Genomic DNA, 17660 nt, shown 5'->3' with positions numbered 1-17660 from the left:
AGAAGCCGGACAGCCAAGGAAGCGCCCCACCAGGAACTGGTGATGGCGCCTCGACAACCGAGGGGACATACAACAGATGCGAGCGCAGCCTGCTACGTCTGAGGTGCGCAGGCCCGCAGCGCAACTTGTAGCATACGGGGGCAGCCGGGCATGGTCAATGCGCGAAGGCGCACACCCGGGGCGGATCGCCGCATACCCGGCACAGGAAAACGTCCTGCGAGGCCGCGCAGGCCTTCAGGACCCTTCCGTGACACACCGTCGCCCGGCGGGTTGGACGGAAGAGTACGACGAGGGAGCCGATCATCCAAGAGCCGGAACCGCTCGACCCGGAGGGGTTCGAGCCGGAAGCCACCCGACGTGACGTGGGTGTCGCGGAGAGCAGCCGGGCCAACCGGGGCTGGTGGGACCGCAACGCCGACGAGTACCAGGTCGAGCACGGAACGTTCCTCGGCGACGATCGCTTCGTGTGGGGCCCGGAGGGCCTGGACGAGGTGGAGGCCGAGCTGCTCGGCCCGCTCGAGGAGCTGAAGGGGAAGGACGTCCTGGAGATCGGCGCCGGCGCGGCCCAGTGCGCGCGCTGGCTGGCCGGTCAGGGCGCCCGTCCGGTGGCCCTGGACCTGTCGCACCGCCAGCTGCAGCACGCGCTGCGCATCGGCGGATCGTTTCCCCTCGTCTGTGCGGACGCCGGCGCGCTGCCCTTCGCGGACGGCTCCTTCGACCTGGCGTGCTCCGCGTACGGGGCGCTGCCGTTCGTCGCGGACCCGCGGCTGGTGCTGCGCGAGGTGCGCCGGGTGCTGCGGCCGGGCGGCCGGTTCGTCTTCTCGGTGACGCACCCCGTCCGCTGGGCGTTCCCGGACGAGCCCGGCCCCGAGGGCCTGTCGGTGTCCGGGTCCTACTTCGACCGCACGCCCTACGTCGAGCAGGACGAGGACGGGCGCCCGGTGTACGTCGAGCACCACAGGACGCTCGGTGACCGCGTCCGCGACATCGTGGCCTCGGGGTTCCGGCTGGTCGACCTGGTGGAGCCGGAGTGGCCGGCCTGGAACACCTCGGAGTGGGGCGGCTGGTCCCCGCTGCGCGGGAGCCTGATCCCGGGCACGGCGATCTTCGTGTGCGAGCGCGACTGAAGCCGGTTCTGCGGCGCCCCCGCGCGCGGGCCGATCGTCCCCGCCGCGACTTCGCCCTGCGCGTCTGTGCCGGCGCCCACGCGCGCGGGGGCCGCTTTCTTCCCCCGGACGACCCTGGGGGCGCGTTTCTCCGTCGTACGACACTTAGGGCGTGATCCGTTACGACGCCCTCGACGCGCTGCCCGTGCGGGCCGCCCTGCCCGCCCTGACCGACGCCCTGGAGGCGGACGGCACGGCCGTCCTGGTGGCGCCGCCCGGCACGGGCAAGACGACGCTGGTGCCGCTGGTCCTGGCGGGGCTGGTCGGCGGCGGTCCCGCGCGGCGGGTCGTGGTGGCCGAGCCGCGCCGCATCGCCGCCCGGGCGGCGGCCCGGCGGATGGCGTGGCTGCTCGGGGAGAGGCCCGGAGACAGCGTCGGGCACACCGTGCGCGGTGAGCGGGTGGTGGGCCGGCACACGCGCGTGGAGGTCGTGACCACCGGTGTGCTGCTGCAGCGGCTGCAGCGGGACCAGGAGCTCGCGGGCGTCGACGTGGTGGTGCTGGACGAGTGCCACGAGCGGCATCTGGACGCCGACACGGTGGCCGCGTTCCTGTGGGACGTGCGCGAGACGCTGCGGCCGGAGCTGCGGCTGGTGGCCGCGTCGGCGACCACGGACGCGGAGGGCTGGGCCGAACTGCTGGGCGGGGCGCCGGTGGTCGAGGCGGAGGGCGTCGCGCATCCGGTGGAGGTGGTCTGGGCGCCCCCGGCGCGTCCGGTACGGCCGCCGCACGGCATGCGCGTGGATCCGGCGCTGCTCGGGCACGTGGCGTCGGTGGTGCGGCGGGCCCTGGCCGAGCGGGACGGCGACGCCCTGTGCTTCCTGCCCGGCGTGGGGGAGATCGCACGCGTGGCGGGACAGCTCGGGGATCCGGGCGATGTGGACGTGCTCCAGGTGCACGGGCGGGCTCCGGCCGCCGTGCAGGACGCGGTGCTGGTGCCCGGCGAGCGGCGCCGGGTGGTGCTGGCGACGTCGGTGGCGGAGTCGTCGCTGACGGTGCCAGGGGTGCGGGTGGTCGTGGACTCGGGGCTGGCGCGGGAGCCGCGGGTGGACCACGCGCGCGGGTTGAGCGGGCTGACGACGGTACGGGCGTCCCGGGCGGCCGGGCGGCAGCGCGCCGGGCGGGCCGGGCGCGAGGCGCCGGGGGTGGTGTACCGGTGCTGGGCGGAGGCGGAGGACGCCCGTCTGACGGCTTTCCCGGCGCCGGAGATCAAGGTGGCCGACCTGACCGCGTTCGCCCTGCAGACAGCGTGCTGGGGTGATCCCGACGCCTCGGGACTGGCGCTGCTCGATGCTCCGCCGGCCGGTGCGATGGCGGCGGCGCGTGAGGTGCTGGCGGCCGTGGGGGCGGTGGACTCGGCCGGGCGGGCGACCGAGCGGGGGGTGCGGCTGGCCCGGCTGGGGATGCATCCGCGGCTCGGGCGGGCGTTGCTGGACACCTCCGGTGACGGTGCCGAGGTGGTCGCTCTGCTGTCCGAGGAGGTGCCCCGGGAGTACGGCGATGATCTTGCCGGGGCTCTGCGGCGGGCTCGGCGCGGGGGTGACGCCTATGCGACGCGGTGGGCTGCGGAGGTACGCCGGCTGCGGGCGGTCTCCACCGAGGACGCGCGCTCGCCCGCTCATGACGGCCGGGCCCCGGTGAACGCCCGGGCCGGCGCGGGTCACCGGTCGGCGCGCGACGGGGGCGTGGGGGCTTCGCCACGTGGGGATGCCGTGCCGGGTGCCGGGGCCGCGGCCGAGGAGCGGCTGGTCGGGGTGGTCGCCGCTCTGGCGTTTCCCGAGCGGGTGGCCAAGTGGGACGGCGGGTCGTATCTGATGGCCTCGGGGACCCGGGCCGAGGTGGGGGACGGATCGGGGCTGCGTGGGATGCCCTGGATCGTGGTCGCCGTGGCCGACCGGGGCGCCGGGAAGGCGCACGCGCGCGTGCGGCTCGGGGCTGCCGTGCCGGAGGACGTGGCGCGGGCCGCCGCCGGGACGCTGCTGACGGAGCGGGACGAGGTGCACTGGGCCGACGGGGACGTCGTGGCCCGGCGGGTGGAGCGGCTGGGGGCCGTCGAGCTGGCCGTACGGCCTCTGCGGGACGTCGCTCCCGGGCTGGTGCGCGATGCGCTGCTCGAAGGGCTCGCGCAGGAGGGGCTCGGGCTGCTGCGCTGGTCGCCGGAGGCGGAGGTGCTGCGGCAGCGGCTGGCGTTTCTGCACGCGCGTCTCGGGGAGCCGTGGCCGGACGTGTCGGGCCGGGCGCTGCACGCGCGCGTGGACGAATGGCTGGAGCCCGAGCTGAGCCGGGCCCGGCGGCGGGCCGATCTGGGGCGGATCGACGCGGGGCAGGCGCTCGCGCGGCTGCTGCCCTGGGCGAGCGGGGAGGCCGCCCGGCTGGACGAGCTGGCGCCCGAGCGGATCACCGTACCGAGTGGGTCCAGAATCCGGATCGACTACGCGGACCCGGAGCGGCCGGTGCTCGCGGTGAAGCTGCAGGAGATGTTCGGGCTGCGGGAGACGCCGGCCGTGGCGGGGGTGCCGCTGCTCGTTCATCTGCTCTCTCCCGCCGGGCGGCCCGCCGCGGTCACGGCGGACCTCGCCTCCTTCTGGCGGGACGGCTACCGCGGCGTGCGCGCCGAGCTGCGCGGCCGGTATCCGAAGCATCCGTGGCCCGAGGACCCGGCGGCCGCGGAGCCGACCCGGCACACCAACGCGCGGCTCAGGCGCTGACGGGTTCGGGGCTCGTCGTCCGGGCGGGTGCCGGGTCGTCCGGGCGGCGGCCGCGTGCCTCCAGGCAGAGGGCGAGGCCGAGGAGCAGCAGGCCGAGGATCAGGGAGCCCCGGGGCAGGTACGAGGTGAGCATCAGGACGAGGGTGCGGTTGTGCTTGACCAGGGCCACGGTGTGTTCGATGTAGTCCTCGCGCATCTTCACGTGCCCGGCGAACGCCGTCACCCGGTCCCGTCCGCCGAGCAGGGTGCCGCCGCGCAGCTCCTCCTTGTGGATCTCCTCGCCGTAGACGGGTGCCCCGGTGACCGGTTCCACCCAGAACTTGCGCACGGTGGTGTACCAGCGGGTGGTGCCGGTCTTCGCCACCGACGCGGGGGTGATGCCCTTGACCGGCATGGCCTTGGGGAAGGGCACCTCGGTCCAGGGGACGGTCTGCTCGAAGTAGTAGACGTCGACGCCGCGGAAGGTCCGGGTGCCCTTGTAGTGGATGGGGTTGGTGGTGCGGGTCTGCGCGTCGAAGTACTCGTAGTCCCGTTTCCGGGTGAGGAAGGGCCACTTGAACTCGATGCCCTTCCGGGTGACCGGGTCGCCGTCGACCATCTCGCCGGTGGCGTGGACGGGGTCCTGGCTGTGGGCGTCGAAGATGTAGCGCTCGGGGATCTTGGAGACCATCCTGCCGTCGGGGCCCTGGACGTAGGACAGGCCGTCCCAGACGACCACCGGCCGCCCCGCCGTCCGTCCGATCCTGCCGGCCGCCTCCACGTCGCCCTTGAGGGTCTGCACGATGGTCACCTTGGAGACCTTCTTCGCGCGCATGGTGCCGTAGTCGAGGAGGGTCGCTCCCCTGGCCTCCAGGACCATGTCCTGGTACTGGTTCGCCGGGATCCGGGCCAGGCGCGGGAAGGCGTACCAGCGCAGCAGCGGGGAGAGCGCCGCGCAGAACACGGCGCAGGCGAGCAGGACCAGGCTTGCCGTGCGGCGCAACTCGGCCTCCCTTCCGGACGGATGCGGCCTACGGGTGTGCGGGCACCGTCGTCAGCAGCGGCTTGGGGGACGTCTTGCCCGTCGGCGTGCCCAGGGCGGTCATCGCCAGGACCACGGCGAGCGCGAGGGCGAGACCGGTCGCGGCGGCGATCAGGGCGCGCATGCGGGGCCTCCCGGCGGGCGGTTGCCGATGGGTCGGTTCCTGACAGTCCAGTCCTGGAGCGGTTCCTGATGGTGCGTCAGGTGCGGTGGCACCGTAGCAACGGGCGGCCGAGATGAGAACACGTCGCACGCGGGGACGTGGGGCGGGCGGGCGGAGACGAGGCGGGCGGGCGGGCGGGCGGAGACGAGGGCGCCCCTTCCGCCGGAGCGGAAGGGGCGCCCTGCCGGCCTGTGCGGCCGTGTCGTCAGGAGGTCGCGGACGGGCTCGGCGAGGGAGCGGGCGAGGCGTCGGCCGCGGCGACCTTCAGTTCGACGGTGAGGGTTCCGCCGCCGGGCGTGGTGATGCGCAGCAGGAACGTACCGGTGGTGTCGTCCGCGTAGAGCTTCGGCAGTGTGAGCAGGCCCTTGTCGTCCGTCACGAGGCCGGTCAGGGTGCGCACGGGCTTGCCGTCGCCGTCCTTGAAGTAGGGGCCCTTGTCGTTCTCGGTGGCGTCGTCGGCGGACTTGATCAGGGTGGCGGTGGCCGCCACCTTCTCGGCGACCGCGCCCTTGTACGTCGCCTTCACCTGGACCTGGTCGGCGAACTCGCCGCCCGGGGTGCAGGTCAGGGCGGTGTCGCTGGTGCGGGTGAGGGCGTCGGCGGGGCGCGCGGTGACGGTGGCCGTGTAGTCGACGCCCTTGACCTGGTGGCCGACGACCGCCGCGGTGATCTTGAAGTCGCCGGTCTTCTCGCCTGCCTGGAGCGCCGGGGCGACCGCCACGCCCTTGGCGTCGGTGGCGATCGTGGCGACCGTCTCGCCGCCGGCGAAGGTGGCGTCGGTGTCGCCGGTGATGGCGAACCGGACCCTGACCTTGCCGACGGCCATCCCGGCCTTGGTCTCGGCGCGGGTGCTGATCCGCTGGGCGAAGGCGTCGCCGGCCGTCGCGGTGAGCTTCCCGGTGCCCGCGTCCGCCAGGTGGTCCACGGTCTCGGTCGGCGTGGGCGGCTGCGGCGGGACCGGCGGCGCCGGCGGCTTCGGGTCGGGGCTCTCGTGGCCGCCGCCTGGCTGCTGGGGCTTTGGGTCCGGCTTGTGATGCGGCTTCCTGCTCGGCGGGGCGGACGGCTTCGGGCTGGTGGTGTGCGCGGTGGTGTCGTCGCTGCGGTGGGAGGGCACCGTGCCGGTGCCGTCCGGGATGGAGTGGGTGCCCTTGCTGTAGTACTCCATCCAGTTCAGGACCAGGTTCAGGTAGTCCTGCGAGTTGTTGTAGCTGAGGATCGCCCGGTGCAGATCGGCCTCGCCGGAGAGGTCCCAGCCGTTGCGGCACAGGTAGTGTCCGGCGGCGAGAGCGGCGTCGTAGACGTTGTTGGGGTCCTTCTTGCCGTCGCCGTTGCCGTCGCGGCCGGCCCAGGCCCAGGTGGACGGGATGAACTGCATCGGTCCGACGGCCTGGTCGTAGGAGCTGTTGCCGTCGTACGCACCGTGGTCGGTGTCCTTGATGAGCGCGAAGCCGTTGCCGTCGAGCTGGGGGCCGAGGATGCGGCCCAGCGTGGTGCCGTTCGCGTCGACCCGGCCGCCGCGGGCCTGGCCCGACTCGACCTTGCCGATGGCGGCGAGGAGTTGCCAGGGCAGGTTGCAGCCCGGCTTGGAGGAACGCAGCTCGGCCTCGGCCTTCTTGTAGGCGTCGAGGACGGTCGCCGGGATGCCGGCCTCGGACGGTCCGCCGGAGGCGGGGGTTCCGGCCGACGGGGACGGGTTGGGGCTGTGGAGCGGCGGCAGGTCCGTGTAGTACGGAGAGTTGGCGGTGGCGTTGCCGTCGGCGGCCGTGTCCGGTACGGGCGTGGCGGCGCCGGCCGCGGCCTGTCTGCCGTGGTCGTCGCCGGTCGCTCCCGGAGCCTGGGACGCGGACAGTGCCGCGACCGCTGCCGCGGCCACCGCGGTGGTCGCCGCTCCCTTGCGCAACCGCCTGCCGAAATGCGCCGCCATAGAGTGAACCCCTCCCGTGAACGCGTGTGCGTCCGTCTCCGTCTGTCTGCCTCGCTCTGGTGTGACGGTTGACCCGGTGCTGTGGTTGCCCCTGTTCCGCCTTTCCCTTGGTGCGATGTGTGGGTTCGGCCGTGCGCCGGGCAGGGCAACCCAGGTGACCCTACGACAACTTGCCTGACGGGGGCACCCGTTCGTGCCCGTAATTCACCGGTTGGCCACCTTCTGTTGCCACGGATGGCCCCGGGCGGGGCTCGCGCATACTGGAGGGGCATGATCGCGGCTTTGCCGCACCGCCGAGGACGCACCGCCGACGACCGTTCCAGGGGGCCTCGTTGCCGTTCACGCTCAGCCATGCGGCGGCCGTGCTGCCCGCCGTGCGCCGGGACGGCGGCGGCCGGGGCCCGCTGGTGCCCTCGGTGCTCGTGATGGGCTCCTACGCGCCCGACATGCCCTACTACGCGGCCAGTGTCCTGCCCGGCGGGATGGAGTTCGGCCGGGTCACGCACTCCTTCGCCGGTGTGGCCGGCGTGGACGTGCTCATCTCCTGGGCGCTGGCCGGAGCGTGGCTGCTCGTCCGGGAGCCTCTGGTGGCGCTGCTCCCCCGGGCCCGGCAGGGCCGCCCGGCCGGCCTTCTGCGCTGCGGTGCGCCACGCGCGCGCGTGCGGGGCGCTTCCGCGCTGCGGTGGTACGTCTCCGCCGTGCTGGGGGCGCTGACGCACGTCGTCTGGGACGCGTTCACGCATCACGACCGGTGGGGGTCGCGGCTGTTTCCGGCACTGGGGCACGGGCTTGCGGGCATGCCGCTGTACTCGTGGCTGCAGTACGGCAGTTCGGTGGCGGGCGCCGTCGTGATCGCGGTGTTCGTGGCCCGTGCGCTACGGCGGCTGCCCGCCGGCGAGCCCGCGGGGGTGCCCGTGCTGTCGGTACGGGACCGGGGGTGGGCCGGGGCGGTGATCGGCGGCTGCGCCGGGGCGGGGGCGGTGCAGCGGGCCACCCGGTGGTGGGACTACTGGGGGGCCACGGCCGGCCCCTGGGACCTGGTGCCCACCCTGTGCTTCGGGGCGGGCGCCGGACTGCTCCTGGGCCTGCTGCTGTACGCCGTCGGCGTCAGGGTGTGGCGTCCGGCCCCGGCTGTGGACGGCTCCCGGGACCCTGGGGAAGCCGTGGATTCCGGGCGGGGGCGGCCGGTCGCCCGGTGAGGGGCGCGACGAAGACGGTCAGCCTGGGCCGGGGGCGTGACCGCGGGATCAGGGTGAGGAGCAGGTCCAGATAACCGCGGGCGAGGTCGGCGCCGAGGCGCCAGGCGGGGGTACCGTCCGGCTCCGTGCGGATTCTGGCCCGCAGGGCGGCGCCGGTGCCGCGCAGGGCCGTCCTGGCGCCGGCCAGGGTCGTCGCCAGGTCGGCGGGGATGCGGGCGGTGCTTGCGTCGGCCGCGAGGGCCGGGACCGGCGAGGTGGGCGTGACCTGGGCCGAGGCGGCGTCCGCCCGGGCCGGGGTGCCGTTGCGTGCCTCGGGTGTCCGGCGGTGGAGCATGCGTATACCCATGCCCGCAGTGTTGCGGGTGGGGGGCGCGGGGGGCGTTTTGGCGGGGGCCACGTGAGTGAAGGGGCCCTCCGGGCGGTGGGTGGTCGCTGCGGGCCGGGTCCGGCTGTCGGGGCTGCGGTGAGGAGTGCGGTGGGTCAGGCACCGCCCCGGGCGCGGCGGGGGCTGCTCGCCGGGGCGGCGGAGGAGCGCTGGACGTCGATGAGTCGTGGCGCCGCCAAGGAGCCCTCGAGGGGCGGCGCAGGGGGGCGTTGTCCCGGCCGGGCCGGCAACGCCCCCTGCGGTAGGACAGCCGCGGGCTAGTGGGCCGCGGATTCCCAGTCGGGGCCGACGCCGACGGATACGTCCAGCGGGGCCCGGAGCTGGACCGCGTTCGCCATCTCGCGGCGGACGATCTCCTCCGTGGCCGCGCGTTCGCCGGGGGCGATCTCCAGGACGATTTCGTCGTGGACCTGCAGGAGCATGCGGGACCTGAGGTCCGCCGCGCGCAGGGCACGGTCGACGTTGAGCATGGCGATCTTGACGATGTCGGCCGCCGTGCCCTGGATCGGCGCGTTCAGCGCCATGCGCTCGGCCGCCTCCCGGCGCTGGCGGTTGTCGCTGTTGAGGTCGGGGAGGTAGCGGCGGCGCCCGAAGAGGGTCGCCGTGTAGCCCGTCGCCCGGGCCTCGTCGACCGCCCGGCGCAGATAGTCCCGTACGCCGCCGAAACGCTCGAAGTAGGTGTCCATCAGGGCGCGCGCCTCGGCCGCCTCGATGTTCAGCTGCTGGGAGAGGCCGAAGGCGGACAGGCCGTAGGCGAGGCCGTAGGACATCGCCTTGATCTTGCGGCGCATCTCCGCGTCCACCGCGTCCCGCTCGACGGAGAAGACCTGCGAGGCGACCGTGGTGTGCAGGTCCTCCCCGGAGGTGAACGCCTCGATCAGGCCCGCGTCCTCGGAGAGGTGGGCCATCACGCGCAGTTCGATCTGGCTGTAGTCGGCGGTCATCAGGGACTCGAATCCCTCGCCGACCACGAAGCCGCGGCGGATGGCCCGGCCCTCGTCGGTGCGGACCGGGATGTTCTGCAGGTTCGGGTCCGTGGAGGACAGCCGGCCGGTCGCGGCCACCGTCTGGTTGAAGGTGGTGTGGATACGGCCGTCGCCCGCGATGGTCTTGATCAGGCCCTCGACGGTGACGCGCAGCTTCGCCTGCTCCCGGTGCCGGAGCATGATCACCGGCAGTTCGTTGTCGGTCTGGGTGGCGAGCCAGGCCAGGGCGTCGGCGTCGGTGGTGTACCCCGTCTTCGTCTTCTTCGTCCTGGGCAGGGCCAGCTCGCCGAAGAGCACTTCCTGGAGCTGCTTGGGCGAGCCCAGGTTGAACTCGTGGCCGGCCGCCGCGTGGGCCTCCTTCACCGCCTGCTGGACGGCGCCCGCAAACATCTGTTCCATCGCTTCGAGGTGCGCGCGGTCGGCCGCGATGCCGTGGCGCTCCATGCGGGCGAGCAGCGCGGAGGTGGGCAGCTCCATGTCGCGCAGCAGATCGGCGGCGCCGACCTCCTGCAGGCGGCCCTCGAACGCCTCGCCCAGGTCCAGGACGGCGCGGGCCTGGATCATCAGTGCCTCGGCCTCGGCGCCCTCGTCCGCGCCGAAGGCGAGCTGACCGTCGGCCGCGGCGGCGGGGGTCAGCTCGCGGTGCAGGTACTCCAGGGAGAGCGCGTCCAGGTCGAAGGAGCGGCGTCCCGGCTTGACCAGGTAGGCGGCGAGCGCGGTGTCCATGCGCACGCCCTCGACGGACCAGCCGTGCTCGGCGAACACGCGCATGGCGCCCTTGGCGTTGTGGAACACCTTGGGCCGGGCGGCGTCGGCCAGCCAGGCCGCGAACGCGTTCTCGTCGGACTCGTCCAGCTCGGCGGGGTCGAACCAGGCCGCCGCTCCCCCGGCCGCGGCGAGCGCGACCTCGGCGACCGAGCCGGTGCCGAGGCCCCAGGTGTCGACGGTGGCGACACCCAGGGCGCCGGTGCCGTGCTCGGCGAGCCAGGGGGCCAGCTCGCCCGTGCGCAGGACGGTGCCGTCCAGCTCGACGCCGTCGGCGGCGACCGGAGTGACCTCGGCCTCCTCGGCGCCGGGGTCGACGGCGAAGAGACGCTCGCGCAGGGAGGGGTTGCGGATCTCCAGGGTGTCCAGGACCATCGCGACGGCCTTGCGGTCGTACGGGGCGCGCTGCAGGTCGGCGACCGCCCGGTCCAGCTCGACCTGGCGCTCCAGCTCGGTGAGGACGCGGTTCAGCTTGACCGACTCCAGGTGGTCGCGGAGGTTCTGCCCGGCCTTGCCCTTGACCTCTTCGACGCGCTCGACCAGCTCCGCGAAGGAGCCGAACTGGTTGATCCACTTCGCGGCGGTCTTCTCGCCGACGCCGGGGATGCCGGGGAGGTTGTCGGAGGGGTCGCCGCGCAGCGCCGCGAAGTCGGGGTACTGCGCGGGCGTCAACCCGTACTTCTCGAAAACCTTCTCCGGGGTGAAGCGGGTCAGCTCCGACACGCCCTTCGTCGGGTACAGCACGGTCGTGTGCTCGCTGACCAGCTGGAAGGAGTCGCGGTCGCCGGTGACGATCAGCACCTCGAAGCCCTCGGCCTCGGCCTGGGTGGCGAGGGTGGCGATGACGTCGTCCGCCTCGTACCCCTCGACGGCGAAGCGGGGCGCCTGCATCGCGTCGAGCAGCTCGCCGATCAGCTCGACCTGGCCCTTGAACTCGTCCGGGGTCTTGGAGCGGTTCGCCTTGTACTCGGTGAAGCGCTCCGAGCGCCAGGTCTTGCGGGAGACGTCGAACGCCACCGCGAAGTGGGTGGGCGCCTCGTCACGCAGGGTGTTGGCCAGCATCGACGCGAAGCCGTAGATCGCGTTCGTCGGCTGGCCCGTCGCGGTGGTGAAGTTCTCCGCGGGCAGCGCGAAGAACGCGCGGTAGGCCAGCGAGTGCCCGTCCATGAGCATCAGCCGGGGACGGGTGCCGCCGGGGGTCTTGTCGGTCTTCTTCGATGCTGTCTCTGCCACGCCCCCGATCCTGCCACGCCCCACTGACACCCGGCCCCGGCGGCTTCCCCGGGCCACCCCGAGGGGCAGCCTGTCCGGCAGCCCGCACCTGCTTCCCGTGCTCTCCCGCGAAGCAGGGGTGCCGGGGTCCGCTCCCTCCCCGGCCTCTTGTCGGTCCCGCGTGGGAGGATCGTGGGCGTATTTCTCGCAGGTGTCGAAGGGGAGCGTGCGATGGCGTCGAAGCCACCCATGGGAGATCCGGTGCAGGACGCGCCGCAGGTCGCGGAGCCGAAGCGCGCGGCGGCGGGGCTGCCCGCCATCGGGCACACGCTGCGCATCGCCCAGCAGCAGATGGGCGTCAGGCGCACCGCGCTGACCCTGCTGCGCGTGAACCAGAAGGACGGCTTCGACTGCCCGGGCTGCGCCTGGCCGGAGCCGGACCACCGGCACAAGGCCGAGTTCTGCGAGAACGGCGCCAAGGCGGTCGCCGAGGAGGCCACCCTGCGCCGGGTGACCCCGGAGTTCTTCGCCGCGCACTCGGTCACCGACCTCTCCCGCCGCAGCGGCTACTGGCTGGGCCAGCAGGGCCGGCTCACGCACCCCATGTATCTCCCCGAGGGCGCGGATCACTACCAGCCGGTCAGCTGGGAGCGGGCCTTCGCCGTCATCGCCGAGGAGATCGCCGCCCTCGGCTCCCCCGACGAGGCCGTGTTCTACACCTCGGGCCGCACCAGCAACGAGGCCGCGTTCCTGTACCAGCTCTTCGCGCGCGAGCTCGGCACCAACAACCTCCCCGACTGCTCCAACATGTGCCACGAGTCGTCCGGCTCGGCGCTCTCCGAGACGATCGGCATCGGCAAGGGCAGCGTGCTGCTGGAGGACCTCCACAAGGCGGACCTGATCATCGTGGCCGGGCAGAACCCGGGCACCAACCACCCGCGCATGCTCTCCGCCCTGGAGAAGGCCAAGGCGAACGGCGCGAAGATCATCAGCGTCAACCCGCTGCCCGAGGCCGGCCTGGAGCGCTTCAAGAACCCCCAGACCCCGCAGGGCATGCTGCGCGGCGCCGCGCTCACCGACCTGTTCCTGCAGATCCGCATCGGCGGCGACCAGGCCCTGTTCCGGCTCCTCAACAAGCTCGTCCTGGACACCGAGGGCGCGGTCGACGAGGCCTTCGTCCGCGACCACACCCACGGCTACGAGCAGTTCGTGGAGGCAGCCCGCGCCGCCGACTGGGACGAGACACTGGCCGCCACCGGCCTGTCGCGCGCGGAGATCGAGCAGGCCCTCGGCATGGTCCTCGCCTCGCAGCGGACCATCGTCTGCTGGGCCATGGGCCTCACCCAGCACAAGCACGCCGTCCCCACCATCCGGGAGGTCGTCAACTTCCTGCTGCTGCGCGGCAACATCGGCCGCCCCGGGGCGGGCGTGTGCCCGGTGCGCGGCCACTCCAACGTGCAGGGCGACCGCACGATGGGCATCTTCGAGCGGCCCGCTCCCGCCTTCCTGGACGCCCTGGAGAAGGAGTTCGGCTTCGCGCCCCCGCGCGAGCACGGCCTCGACGTCGTACGGGCCATCCGCGCCCTGCGCGACGGCGAGGCGAAGGTGTTCTTCGCCATGGGCGGCAACTTCGTCTCCGCCTCCCCCGACACGGAGGTCACCGAGGCGGCCATGCGGCGCGCGCGGCTGACCGTGCACGTGTCGACCAAGCTCAACCGCTCGCACGTCGTCACGGGCGCGCGTGCCCTGATCCTGCCCACCCTCGGCCGGACCGAGCGCGATCTGCAGGCGGGCGGTGAGCAGTTCGTCACCGTCGAGGACTCCATGGGCATGGTGCACGCCTCCCGCGGCCGGCTCGCGCCCGCGAGCGCGCACCTGAAGTCCGAACCGGCCATCATCTGCGGCCTCGCCCGTCAGGTGCTCGGCGAGAACTCCGTCGTTCCCTGGGAGGAGTTCGAGAAGGACTACGCGACGATCCGCGACCGCATCGCGCGCGTGGTCCCCGGCTTCGAGGACTTCAACGCGCGCGTGGCCCACCCCGGCGGCTTCGCCCTGCCGCACGCACCGCGCGACGAGCGCCGCTTCCCGACGGCCACCGGCAGGGCGAACTTCACGGCGGCGCCCGTGGAGTTCCCGGAGCTGCCCGAGGGCCGGCTGCTGCTGCAGACCCTGCGCTCGCACGACCAGTACAACACCACCATCTACGGCCTGGACGACCGCTACCGGGGTATCACGAACGGCCGCCGGGTGGTCCTCGTGCACCCCGAGGACGCGCGCGCCCTGGGGGTGACCGACGGGTCGTACGTCGACCTGGTGAGCGAGTGGCGGGACGGTGTGGAGCGGCGGGCGCCCGGCTTCCGCGTCGTGCACTACCCGACGGCCCGGGGCTGCGCGGCGGCGTACTACCCGGAGACCAACGTGCTCGTGCCGCTGGACGCCACCGCCGACACCAGCAACACCCCGGCCAGCAAGTCCGTCGTGGTCCGGCTGGAGCAGTCGCCGGCGCCGGCCCCCGGAGCCCGGTCGCAGCCCCGGCCGGATGCCCGTCTGGAACAATCGGCGACCGACTGAGCGTTTGCTCAGCGACAGACACATGCATGACGAACGGAGCCGGGCCCATGGGTGAGCAGCAGCAGGTGAAATTCCCGCAGGAGGTCATCGACGAGTACGCCGCACTCGGGGTGGACCTGCCCGCGCTGTTCTCGGCGGGCCACCTCGGGACCCGGATGGGCGTCCAGATCGTCGAGGCCTCGGCGGAGCGCGTCGTCGGCACGATGCCGGTGGAGGGCAACACCCAGCCTTACGGGCTGCTCCACGGGGGCGCGTCCGCGGTGCTGGCGGAGACCCTGGGCTCGGTCGGCGCCATGCTGCACGGCGGCAGCTCGAAGATCGCGGTCGGCGTGGACCTGAACTGCACCCATCACCGCGGGGTCCGCTCGGGCCTGGTCACCGGCGTGGCCACGCCCGTGCACCGGGGCCGCTCGACGGCGACGTACGAGATCGTGATCAGTGACGAGCAGGGCCGCCGCGTGTGCAGCGCCCGGCTGACGTGCCTGCTCCGGGACGTCACACCGGCGGACGGCCCCCAGGCCGGTTCGGCCGGCACCCCGCGCACCGACTGAGTACCCGGCACCCACCGCGCCCCGCGCGCCTCGGCCACCGCACGGATCCCGGCGGCCGGCCGAGGCCGCGCAGCCGCACCGGACCCAACTCGGCCACTGCGGGCGGAAGTTGGCAGGTCACGCCGCTGACAGCACGCGCCTCGCGCCGTCAGCAACACCCCCGTCCGACAGTGCACACGGGTCCTTCACGCCCTCAACACCCTTGCCGCACAGGCCTTTTCCGCCATTCACCGCCCCGTCCGGACCACCCGGCGCCGGCGGAATTCGATCTTCCGGCCCACCTGTGCGCGCCCGCCGCCGCGATGTCGATGCCCATTACATGGAATTCCGGAATATGGACGGCCCCCTTTCCCCGGCGTAACGCTGCGTAACGCGCCCGCAATGCGGGAGCCCCGCTCCGGCACCGTCCGAGCCCCCCTCCAGGGCCATTCGGGAGGCACTTGAGGGCCCCACCAGCCGCCGGGCCGCGGCTCCGGGCCACGGCCAACCGGAAGTGCACATTCTCAAAATGTGGACCGAGCGGAAATTCCGCCAAAACAGCCAAGATCCTCCTGGCCGGAAGTCAGTCGTCCACGTCGTCATAACAAGAAAGTCACAAGCCAGCGCACGGCGATGCCCAGGTCTCCATACCGGGCTTAGAGTCACGGCCAGTCACCGCTCCATCGGGAGTTCGGTACCGGCGCGGCACCCGCCGTCCCCCGACGGGGGGCGGACGTGCCAGCGGAAAGGATCGATTGTGCGACAGCGTTCTCTGGTGATTCTTACCTCCGTGCTGACCACCGGAGCTCTGACTCTCACCGCCTGCGGCTCCCGCGACAAGGACAACAAGAGCGGCGACAGCGGCAACGTCACGGTCACGATCGGCGTCGACGCGCCGCTGACCGGCCAGAACTCCGCCACCGGCCTCGGCATCCAGTACGGCGCGCAGATCGCCGTCGACGACGCCAACAAGAACAAAACCGTCCCGGGCGTCACCTTCAAGATCAAGGCGCTGGACGACAAGGCGATCCCGGCCACCGGCCAGCAGAACGCCTCCCAGTTCGTCGCGGAGAAGGACGTCCTCGGCGTCGTCGGCCCCCTCAACTCCGGTGTGGCCACCCAGATGCAGCAGACCCTCGCCTCGGCGAACCTGGTGGAGATCTCCCCCTCCAACACCGCCCCCGAGCTGACCCAGGGCAAGAACTGGCAGACCAAGCCGGTCCGCCCGTTCAAGTCCTACTTCCGCACCGCCACCACCGACGCCCTCCAGGGCGCCTTCGCCGCCGACTACGCCTACAACGGCCTGAAGAAGAAGAAGGCCTTCGTCGTCGACGACAAGCAGACCTACGGCGCCGGCCTCTCCAAGATCTTCAAGGCGCAGTTCGTCAAGCAGGGCGGCAAGGTCATCGGCACCGACCACGTCAACACCGGCGACCGTGACTTCTCCACCCTCGTCACCAAGATCAAGAACTCGGGCGCCGACATCCTGTACTACGGCGGCCAGTACGACGAGTCCCAGGTGCTCACCAAGCAGCTCAAGGACGCCGGCGCCAAGATCCCGCTCTTCGGCGGCGACGGCATGTTCACCCCGACCTACATCAAGACCGCCGGCAAGGCCGCCGAGGGCGACCTCGTCACCTCCATCGGCGTCCCCGTCGACACCCTGCCCGCCGCCAAGGACTTCGTGAACACCTACAAGGCCAAGAAGTACCCCGGCGACTACGGCACCTACGGCTCGTACTCCTACGACGCCACCACCGCCATCATCAAGGCCGTCGGCCAGGTCGTGAAGGACGGCAAGATCCCCTCCGACGCCCGCGCCCAGATCGTCGACGCCGTCCAGAAGACCTCCTTCGACGGCATCTCCGGCAAGATCTCCTTCGACCAGTACGGCGACACCACCAACAAGCAGCTGACCGTCTACCAGGTCACCAACGGCGAGTGGAAGTCCGTCAAGAGCGGCGTCGCCAACCCGAAGTAACCCAGCCGAACACTCCGCACCACCAGGGCCGCGCGGCGCAGACCACCGTCACCGCGCGGCCCGCCTTCTACGCCCCCCTTGACTCTCCCCACCACATGGAGGCCATGCGGTGAACACCCTGCCGCAGCAGCTGGCCAACGGGCTGTTCCTCGGCTCGATGTACGGGCTGATCGCCATCGGCTACACGATGGTGTACGGCATCGTCCAGCTCATCAACTTCGCCCACGGCGAGATCTTCATGACCGGAGGTTTCGGCGCCCTCACGGTCTACCTCGTCCTGCCGGACGGCATATCCATGTGGATAGCCCTGCCGGCGATGCTCATCGGCGGCGCCCTGGTCGCCGTCCTCATCGCCGTCGGCGCCGAGCGCTTCGCCTACCGGCCCCTGCGCGGCGCACCACGCCTGGCACCGCTGATCACCGCGATCGGCCTGTCGCTCGCGCTCCAGCAGGCCGTCTTCAACTGGTACCACGTCGACGGCGACGCCAAATCCGCCCGCGTCTTCCCCCAGTTGCCCTTCGGCCCCCTGCACATCGGCTCCGTGACCGTACAGAGCGGTGACGTCTTCCTCATCATCGCCGCCCCCCTGTGCATGGCCGTCCTCGCCTTCTTCGTCCGCCTCTCCCGCACCGGCCGCGCCATGCAGGCCACCGCCCAGGACCCGGACACCGCCCAGCTCATGGGCATCGACACCAACCGCATCATCGTGATCGCCTTCGCCATCGGCGGCTTCTTCGCAGCCGTCGCCGGTGTCTCCTACGGCCTCAAGTACGGCTCCGTCTCCTACGACATGGGCTTCATCGCCGGCCTCAAGGCCTTCACCGCGGCCGTCCTCGGCGGCATCGGCAACATCTACGGCGCCATGCTCGGCGGCCTCGTCCTCGGCGTCGCGGAAGCCATGGCCACCGCCTACATCTCCGACATCCCCGGCATGCAGCAGCTCGGCGGAGGCGGCTGGGCCGCCGTATGGGCCTTCGTCCTCCTCATCCTCGTACTCCTCTTCAGGCCACAAGGCCTGCTCGGCGAACGCGTCGCGGACAGGGCGTGAGC

General features: G+C 72.5%; 12 protein-coding genes. 7 read left to right on the top strand and 5 right to left on the bottom strand.

Annotation, left to right across the window (positions count from 1 at the left end):
• Positions 1-302: 302 nt before the first annotated feature.
• A complete protein-coding gene (locus ACZ404_RS18155) occupies positions 303-1127 on the top strand; it encodes a class I SAM-dependent methyltransferase (protein WP_468441375.1) in 825 nt (274 codons plus the stop codon).
• A gap of 151 nt (positions 1128-1278) precedes the next feature.
• Positions 1279-3873, top strand: coding sequence for an ATP-dependent helicase HrpB (gene hrpB / locus ACZ404_RS18150; protein ID WP_468440947.1), 2595 nt, complete (start codon positions 1279-1281; stop codon positions 3871-3873).
• On the opposite strand, the gene pgfA is transcribed toward hrpB, so the two are convergent.
• The 3 genes from pgfA to ACZ404_RS18135 all read right to left on the bottom strand — a co-directional run bounded on the left by pgfA (position 3863) and on the right by ACZ404_RS18135 (position 6981).
• Positions 3863-4855, bottom strand: a complete 993-nt coding sequence (pgfA, locus tag ACZ404_RS18145; RefSeq protein ID WP_468440945.1) for a cell envelope lipid trafficking protein PgfA — start codon at positions 4853-4855, stop codon at positions 3863-3865. The two genes, hrpB and pgfA, sit on opposite strands and share 11 nt — an antisense overlap.
• Before the next feature lie 28 nt (positions 4856-4883).
• Positions 4884-5018 (bottom strand): SPW_0924 family protein, encoded by a 135-nt coding sequence (locus ACZ404_RS18140; RefSeq protein ID WP_468440943.1) that lies wholly within the window; start codon positions 5016-5018, stop codon positions 4884-4886.
• Positions 5019-5262: 244 nt separating this feature from the next.
• Complete coding sequence (locus ACZ404_RS18135; RefSeq protein WP_468440941.1) at positions 5263-6981, bottom strand: lytic transglycosylase domain-containing protein; 1719 nt, start codon at positions 6979-6981, stop codon at positions 5263-5265.
• A 332-nt stretch (positions 6982-7313) separates the two neighbouring features.
• Here ACZ404_RS18135 and ACZ404_RS18130 point away from each other — a divergent pair, with 332 nt between their 5' ends.
• Positions 7314-8180 (top strand): DUF4184 family protein, encoded by an 867-nt coding sequence (locus ACZ404_RS18130; protein WP_468440939.1) that lies wholly within the window; start codon positions 7314-7316, stop codon positions 8178-8180.
• Here ACZ404_RS18130 and ACZ404_RS18125 read toward each other — a convergent pair.
• A complete protein-coding gene (locus ACZ404_RS18125; RefSeq protein ID WP_468440937.1) occupies positions 8089-8526 on the bottom strand; it encodes a hypothetical protein in 438 nt (145 codons plus the stop codon). The genes ACZ404_RS18130 and ACZ404_RS18125 overlap by 92 nt on opposite strands.
• Positions 8527-8822: 296 nt before the next feature.
• Positions 8823-11549 (bottom strand): DNA polymerase I, encoded by a 2727-nt coding sequence (gene polA / locus ACZ404_RS18120; protein ID WP_468440935.1) that lies wholly within the window; start codon positions 11547-11549, stop codon positions 8823-8825.
• 210 nt (positions 11550-11759) lie between these two features.
• Between polA and ACZ404_RS18115 the strand changes: the two genes are divergently transcribed.
• The 4 genes from ACZ404_RS18115 to ACZ404_RS18100 all read left to right on the top strand — a co-directional run bounded on the left by ACZ404_RS18115 (position 11760) and on the right by ACZ404_RS18100 (position 17658).
• Positions 11760-14099, top strand: a complete 2340-nt coding sequence (locus ACZ404_RS18115; RefSeq protein ID WP_468440933.1) for an FdhF/YdeP family oxidoreductase — start codon at positions 11760-11762, stop codon at positions 14097-14099.
• 47 nt (positions 14100-14146) lie between these two features.
• On the top strand, positions 14147-14650 hold the full coding sequence (locus ACZ404_RS18110; RefSeq protein ID WP_468440931.1) for a hotdog fold thioesterase: 504 nt from the start codon (positions 14147-14149) through the stop codon (positions 14648-14650).
• Between the two features lie 751 nt (positions 14651-15401).
• Positions 15402-16610 carry a branched-chain amino acid ABC transporter substrate-binding protein gene (locus ACZ404_RS18105; RefSeq protein WP_468441373.1) on the top strand — a complete coding sequence of 403 codons (1209 nt, stop codon included), beginning with the start codon at positions 15402-15404 and terminating at the stop codon, positions 16608-16610.
• A 109-nt stretch (positions 16611-16719) separates the two neighbouring features.
• Positions 16720-17658, top strand: a complete 939-nt coding sequence (locus ACZ404_RS18100) for a branched-chain amino acid ABC transporter permease (protein ID WP_362680158.1) — start codon at positions 16720-16722, stop codon at positions 17656-17658.
• Positions 17659-17660 lie beyond the last annotated feature (2 nt).

This window comes from Streptomyces sp. NPDC030798, assembly GCF_055572275.1.
Note: the sequence above shows the minus strand (reverse complement) of the source record. Positions and strands in the feature narration are given on the sequence as shown.

Bases quoted from the DNA above. Each gene is read 5' to 3' on its own strand.
- ACZ404_RS18140 (WP_468440943.1), bottom strand. From the start codon at position 5,018: ATGCGCGCCCTGATCGCCGCCGCGACCGGTCTCGCCCTCGCGCTCGCC.
- ACZ404_RS18135 (WP_468440941.1), bottom strand. From the start codon at position 6,981: ATGGCGGCGCATTTCGGCAGGCGGTTGCGCAAGGGAGCGGCGACCACC.
- ACZ404_RS18125 (WP_468440937.1), bottom strand. From the start codon at position 8,526: ATGGGTATACGCATGCTCCACCGCCGGACACCCGAGGCACGCAACGGC.
- ACZ404_RS18115 (WP_468440933.1), top strand. From the start codon at position 11,760: ATGGCGTCGAAGCCACCCATGGGAGATCCGGTGCAGGACGCGCCGCAG.
- ACZ404_RS18110 (WP_468440931.1), top strand. From the start codon at position 14,147: ATGGGTGAGCAGCAGCAGGTGAAATTCCCGCAGGAGGTCATCGACGAG.